This is a genomic window from Pedobacter miscanthi, from assembly GCF_003315595.1.
In the GTDB taxonomy this organism is placed as follows: Bacteria; Bacteroidota; Bacteroidia; order Sphingobacteriales; family Sphingobacteriaceae; genus Pedobacter; species Pedobacter miscanthi.
The window spans coordinates 1-6,902 of record NZ_QNQU01000055.1 but is presented as its reverse complement, the minus strand read 5'-3'; the positions used below and the strand labels follow the sequence as shown (position 1 = coordinate 6,902).

Genomic DNA, 6,902 nt, shown 5'->3' with positions numbered 1-6,902 from the left:
GACTGTATATTGCCTTGGGCTGTGGTTTGGTGTGGGGTTGTGCAAGAATTTCAATGCTTATTTCTAAGAAAATCTCCTATGCCGGATGGCAGGGTGCAGATAGCATGGTGCAATTTGCAGGTGCGATAAGTTGTTTTATGAGCCTTTCCCTTTCAGGGGAAAGGTGCAGGTAGGCGGATAGGGGCAAAAAAGCCGCAGGTATTTCTATCTGCGGCTCCTGGTTGAAAGTGTTGGCTATTATCGTTTCTTGCCGATGTTTACCCTTACGCTTATTTCGAAATCGCCGTCGGTATAACCGCTGATGGCCGAAGTTGCGGTGTTGTAATAGGCCATAAAGTATAAAGTGGATTTATAGTTCATGCCGAAACCGAATGTGGCATTTTGGGTATTATGGTACATGGCCATGGCGTATAATTTATCGCCGGCAAAGTTTGCGTTTAAACCGGCATCCCATAAGTTTTCGTAGTTTTTAATGCCCCTGAAAACACCTTTGGGTTCTAAACTGATGGCGTCGATACCGGATCCTAAAGCGAATTTATAACTCACTGCCGAATAAAATGTAGGCTTATCGGCATAGTTTAAATCATCTTTCCTGAAAACGGAACGCATGTTCGGGATGGCACCTTCTACGGTTAATCCATTTGAGGTATAGGAAACACCAAAATCGCCGTCAAAATAATAACCCCTGTCGTTAAAACGGGCGATGGACGGATCGTTGATATCGCTGTTCCTTACGCTGCTTAAATCGAGTTTATCCTGACTGGCACCAAAAGAGATACCGAAATTCAGCTTCTGATCGTCGTTGTTTAAAGGAAGGTGATAAGCAAAGGTACCCATAGCCTTGGTGCGCTGTATCCCGCCCGATTTCTCGTTATAGATATTTACGCCCCAGCCCACTTTGTTTGCCTGCTGATCTAAAGTTACGCTCTGTGTAATGGGCGCCCCCGGAATGTTTGACCATTGTTTACGGAAACTTCCGTTGATGTTGAAACCTTCGTTAATACCGGCCATTGATGGATTTACAAGGTAACGGTTTTGGAAATACTGTGCGTTAAGGGGCAGGATCTGTGCTTTTGCAGTTCCTAAAAATAATGTGCTAACAGCAAACAGAAACGTTACGCGACGCATTTGCTTTATATTTTTTGTAATTGCTCTCATGTCTGTAATTAGTTTCTAAGGATGTTGATGTAACCTTTAAATGTGCCGATACCTTTACCTAAATCGATGATGTAGTAATAGGTACCTTCACTTAGCGGACTGCCGTTTATGGTTCCGTCCCAATCGTTGGCATAAGTTTGTTTGGTGTAGAGTACACGTCCGGCTTTATCGAATATCCTTAAGGTATTGTTCGGATAGTAATCGATGTTTTTCACGATAAATTTATCGTTATAACCATCGCCGTTTGGTGTTACTACCGTACTGGCTTCGAGCTTAAAATCCTCTATTACGGTAATGGCAATACTTTGGTCGCTCACACAGCCACTGGCATTGGTTACGGTAACGCGATAAGTGCCGCTCTGTTTCGGACGAATGGTTGCTGATGCAGTAGTTTGTCCGCTGATGATGTCGGAGCCAGTCCAGCTGTATTGTGTACCACCAGTTGCGGTTAAAATTAACGCATCTCCTTTAGAAATTGAAGCACCTTTGTTACTACTGATGGAAACTACCGGTAAAGCATTTACGGTTACGGTTGCCGAGCCTGTTTGTAACTGATTGGCATAAGCATCAGCTACGCTCACCAAAGTATAGGTAAAAGTACCTGCCGAGTTGGTTGGTGCACTAACGGTTGCGGTAGTGCTGTTGGTGGTTACGGTGCGGTTAGTACCTCCGTTAACAGTATAGGTAAAGGTATATGGCGCTGTACCAACCGAGCCGGTAAAGGTAATGTTAGGTGATGAACCGAAATTACATACCGAGGTAGTACCTGCAATGGTTGCCACGGGTAACGGACGTACGGTTACCGTGGTAGAAACGTTTTGCGCCTGTGTACTAAAGGCATCGGCAATATTGGTAATGGTGTACACAAATGTACCCACCACATTGGTTGGTGCGGTTACCGTTGCGGTATTGCTTGTTGCCCTTAAGGTTTGGCTGGTACCACCATTAATGTTATAAGTGAAAGTAAAAGGAGCGGTACCTGCGGTTGCCCTGAATGTAATTACCGGAGCAGTGGCATTTTGTGGCACAGAAACATTTGCACTTAATGCCGCAACAGGTTTGGCATAAATATGCAGGTTGGCCGGAGTATAGTTAACCGCATAATTGGGGCTTAATGCCAATGTTCCCTGCTGAATGACATAATCGCCAGCTGTTTCGCCGGTAACGCGTGTTAATGCGCCCGTAAAAGCATCGGTGCCAATTAATGCAGGGGCAGAAACGTAAGTAAATGCCGGATCAGCCGTTCCTTCAACCTTGGTTTTGGCATCGGCCGTTACGTTAATGGTTTTAGGGGCAATGGTTAATACCTGCTGTTTGGCTACTGCCGGGTTAAAGAAAGTATCGCCGGGCTGGCTGGCTGTAATGGTTACGGTGCCTGCTTTTACAATATGGATATCGTTGTTGCTGATGGTTGCAATATTGGTATCGCTGCTGGTATATTCAATGTTGATGGTGGTATTATCACTGGTGGCACCGGCAGCTAAATCCGGGTCGCCGTAGGTAGCTGTCCTGGTAGCGGCAAAAGTAATGGTCTGGTCTTTTTTAACCGTTGCATCGTCCCTGGTATACCAGATAGGGGAAGTAATGATCCTGCTTCCGTCGGCCTCTACAATATCGGCATAATAATAACCTGTAGCTAAATTGGCCAGGGCATTATCGGTATAGGTTAAACTCGAAGTAGCGCTTGTGGTTAACTCAACAGGGTTGGTTCCGCTTCCTGGTGTTCCATATAAAATCCTGATGCTGGTTACCGCACTTGTGGTAATAGAACTTACAGCTATCTGCGGTGCACCGGCCGTTTTAAATATACTACCTACAGGTTGTTTGTTAATGGTGAATACTACTTTGGCTGCCGAATCTTCTGATGCATAGAAACGCATTTTTTTGATGGCATCCAACAAATCGTTTTCGGTAAGGGCAGGGGCCAATACCACTAATCGTGCACGGGTGTGCTTACCAAAAGTCAAGTTGTGGTTATCGTGATCGATGGTTGCACCCAAGTGATAACCCCGTGCGAGCATGCGGTTGTAATAACTTAAATAACTCATGGAGCTGGCCGGATCGGAATAGGTAACGTTGGTAGAAAATGCCGGACCGCTCTCTAAAGCTGCACCTACAATGGCACTATCGGCGCTTAAATCATAAGTTGCAGAGATGTTGTTAAAATCGGTTGTGTTAGGGTGGGCTAAAGTGGCAATGGCATTTAAACCATGGCGGTTAATAATCCTGAATAAACCTGCCGGACCGGTATAAGTACTTTTAGGTACATAAATCTGGTTTTCGCCGGGTTCCCAGCCGATCAGTGAATCGATGCCGTACACAATTACGTGTCCGCCACCACTAATTACACCCCACTCCATACCATGCATGGCCACAAAAGTTGAGGTAGTTGCATTTTTAGCGGCAATAATGCCTGGTTGCCAGTTGGCTAACGACATACCTGCCTGGGTGTGGTTATGCTCTGATATCCCAAGGAAATCGAGGTTCATCGCCGTTTTGGCAAAGGCATAATCATCTTCAGGTTTTTTAGTTAAATCGTCTTTATTTCCGTCTGAATAACTGCTGTGACTATGCAGGTTGCCGTAATAAAAATTGAGTTTATTTACATCAAGGATACCGGTTTTAAAGTTTCCTAAAAGCGGTTGGGTAGTTAAATATAACGGACCACCGCTGCAGGCACTGTTTACGGTATAAGTAAAGAAATAATAATTGGTGTTTTGCGTTAAACCGTTCCTGATAAACGAAGTACCGCTTCCTCTTTTTACTACAATACCACCACCTAGTGCATCGCCAACATTGTAAACGGTTTGGTTTACGGGTGCTGCGGTTAGGGTGTTACTGGTACTCATTACCACCAGGTATTCATCAGCTGTGCCGGCGGCAGTAAAAGAAGCCTGGATAAAATTGTAGTTGGATGAAGTAATGGTAAAACCCGTAGGCTGTGCCGTTGGCGTGGTGCATGGCAGCAGGGTTTTGGTGGTTTGTGCAGCGGTTAAAATATTGGTGGTTAAATATTTCGGTCCACCGGTACACGAAAGGTTATTTAAAGGAACAATAAAGTAGTTGTAAGTGGTAGAACTGTTTAAGCCGTTATCGGTAAAGGTATTGCTTACAATTTTGTTGATTACAGTACCCCCGCCTAAAGCAGAACCCACAGCATAAGCGGTGCCATCAACCGGTGTTGCACTTAATGTCGCATTTAAACTCCTGATGATCAGGTATTCGTTGGCATCTGCCGATTTGGTAAAGGTAGCGGTAATACTGCCTGTGGTTACTGCGCTAAAGGTTAATGCTGTTGCCGGTGCTGTTGGCGCAGCACAGGTTGGTAAATTAGGTGGGAAATGTACACCTAACCTGTTGGCATCGTCGTCGTCAATCGCATTTTGAACGGTGGCCAGTGGCGTTCTGGTCCAATCATCGTCGATATAGGTAGGGCTGGGGGCCGTTACGTTCAAACTTCTTACATAAGAAACGTCTTTTGCGTTAACACCCTGGCCAAAGGCATCGATAATGTTGTTGTTGGCATCTAATAAAGCCACACCATCGTTACCATTAAAATTAATAACGTTGTTGTTATTAAGGATGGCACTGGCCGGAGTTAAATAAGGAACTTCGGTACCGTTACCTGTATTGCCCAGAATTACCGATCCGAGTGCCGGAATGGTAAAATTTAAGTTTACAATTTGAGATGGAGCTCCGGTAATATTAATGTTTCCGGCGTCACCTGAGATATTGTATAAAGCTAATTTAAGCTGGGGCGATGCGGTGTTGATCGGGGCGTTGGTAAGGTTGGTTAATTCGATCCATTTGTTTACTGAGGTACCTTCGTAATACTGGCTGATTATTACCGGGGCACTTACCAATGGAGGGTTAGCTGTAGTTGCATCAACTGTGGCAACCGTGGTTTGTAAATTGCCGGCCGCATCCTGCGCCACCACATATAAGGTATAAGCCGTGCCGGTTGTTAAGCCGGTGATAGTTGCACTGGCATCGGTATTGGCGGTATTGGCAAATGAACCTGATTTAAAAGCGGCCGTACCTGTTCCATCCTGCGCGGCTTTTACCTGTGCAGGTGTAGGAGCTGTGCCTCCAGAAAGCGCAAGCACATAATAAGTGGTACCAGCCTCGTTAATGTTGTTTGCAAAAGCAACAGAGGTGGTGGTAACGGTAGTTGTTTTAGGATAAGTTGCTGCGGTTATGGGTGGGGTAACATCAGCAGCACCAAGAGTACTAAAACTTAATGAAGATAGGGTAGTTTGTAAATTTGGCGTAGTGGCTGCATCTTCTGATACCGTATATATTTTATAAGCTGTTGAAAGTGTAAGGCCAGAAATGGTTGCTGTTGCATCGGTATTGGCGGTATTGGCAATAGTGCCAAATTTAAATGCCTGTGCATTGCTGCCATCTTTACCTGCTTTTATTTGTGCTGTTGTTGGTGCTGTTGCAGCGGCCGGAAGTAAAACATAATATGTATTTCCTACTTCGTTAATATTGCTGATCAGATTAACTGAAGTGCTTGTTATTGCTGCCGTTTTAGGGTAACCTGCTGTATTTGTTGGTGGGGTTGTATCGCTCGTATTCGAGCCGGTTACCGAACCACCGATACTAAATCCAACTCTTCCTGCAGCAGGGGAGTTGAATCCCCAGCCACCTGTAGCTGTTTGTCCTGATGCATAATAACGAATGGTTATAGTTGTACCTGCCGCTACATTTTGCAGGGCTGTTATGCCTGATAGGTTAACAGTTGGAGAGGCATTGGGTGCAACAGTTGTACTCGTGATTAATACAGGGCTTCCAATTAATGTGAAAGTTGTTCCGTCTAAACTATAAGCATATTGAGAGCTTACTCCCGGGCTTACATAGTAGGTTGCTGTTCCTGCAAAAAGCGCATCGATGGAGCTAAGTGAAATTTTATTGCCTGTCGAGGCAGTTAGCGTTACCTGGAAATAATCTGTATTTGCAGTCGAAATGCCGTCGTTCTTAAAATTGACAGTTCTGAATGAATTGTTACCTGCACTTGCTAATGCGCCGGCACCACGTGTTAAAATAGGCGCTGTTGTTAAGCCAGCATCAAAGGTTGTTGCTGTAGACGTTGCCAATGTACTTTGCCCGGTAAAATCCCAACTGGCAATTTGTGCCAATGTAACCATGGGGAAATACAGGGTAAGAAATAAGGATAATAGTAAAAGTTTTTTCATATAAGTTTTTTAGGGATATGAAATGATGAATAATCTTATTGAATAAGTTAGCAAAGCAAATGTTGAATCATTGCTTTAGTTCCGGGAACGGTCCCGCGAGGATTCGAATGATTAGAAGTAGAGTTTTGCCATAAAGAATAATAAGGATTGTTTTGTTGAAGGAATTTTTGATCATTCAGGAGCAGGCTATTTTACTATATGATATAGCAATATTGCTAAAACATTTGCCTGACAACGATTTTTTTAACTGGAAAACAGTTATTGGAGTAATTGTAGCGCCATATAGAATGATTAGGTTACGAAAATAAGCCTTGAATATTAATACAGTATTAGAATGAAGTTAATTTTAGTTGTTTGTTTTGTTAAAAGCTTGTGGAGTACGGTATTAAAAATATAAATTTATATATTTCTTTGGGATTTAGGTGGGATGTTGATAAATTCTGTAATGAACTAAAGATTAATGGCGATTTTTTAAACTCATTTCGACTATAGTGGAGAAAACTACTGAACATAATTTCTTACTGTATAGCATTTTTTCCCTTCACG

At 43.7% G+C, this 6,902-nt stretch carries 2 protein-coding genes; both read right to left on the bottom strand.

The features are described from left to right. Positions 1–237 precede the first annotated feature (237 nt). On the bottom strand, positions 238–1,128 hold the full coding sequence (locus DRW42_RS28220) for a PorP/SprF family type IX secretion system membrane protein (protein WP_158544422.1): 891 nt from the start codon (positions 1,126–1,128) through the stop codon (positions 238–240). A gap of 38 nt (positions 1,129–1,166) precedes the next feature. Beyond that, positions 1,167–6,356 (bottom strand): CehA/McbA family metallohydrolase, encoded by a 5,190-nt coding sequence (locus tag DRW42_RS28215; protein ID WP_113952204.1) that lies wholly within the window; start codon positions 6,354–6,356, stop codon positions 1,167–1,169. Positions 6,357–6,902: the final 546 nt, after the last annotated feature.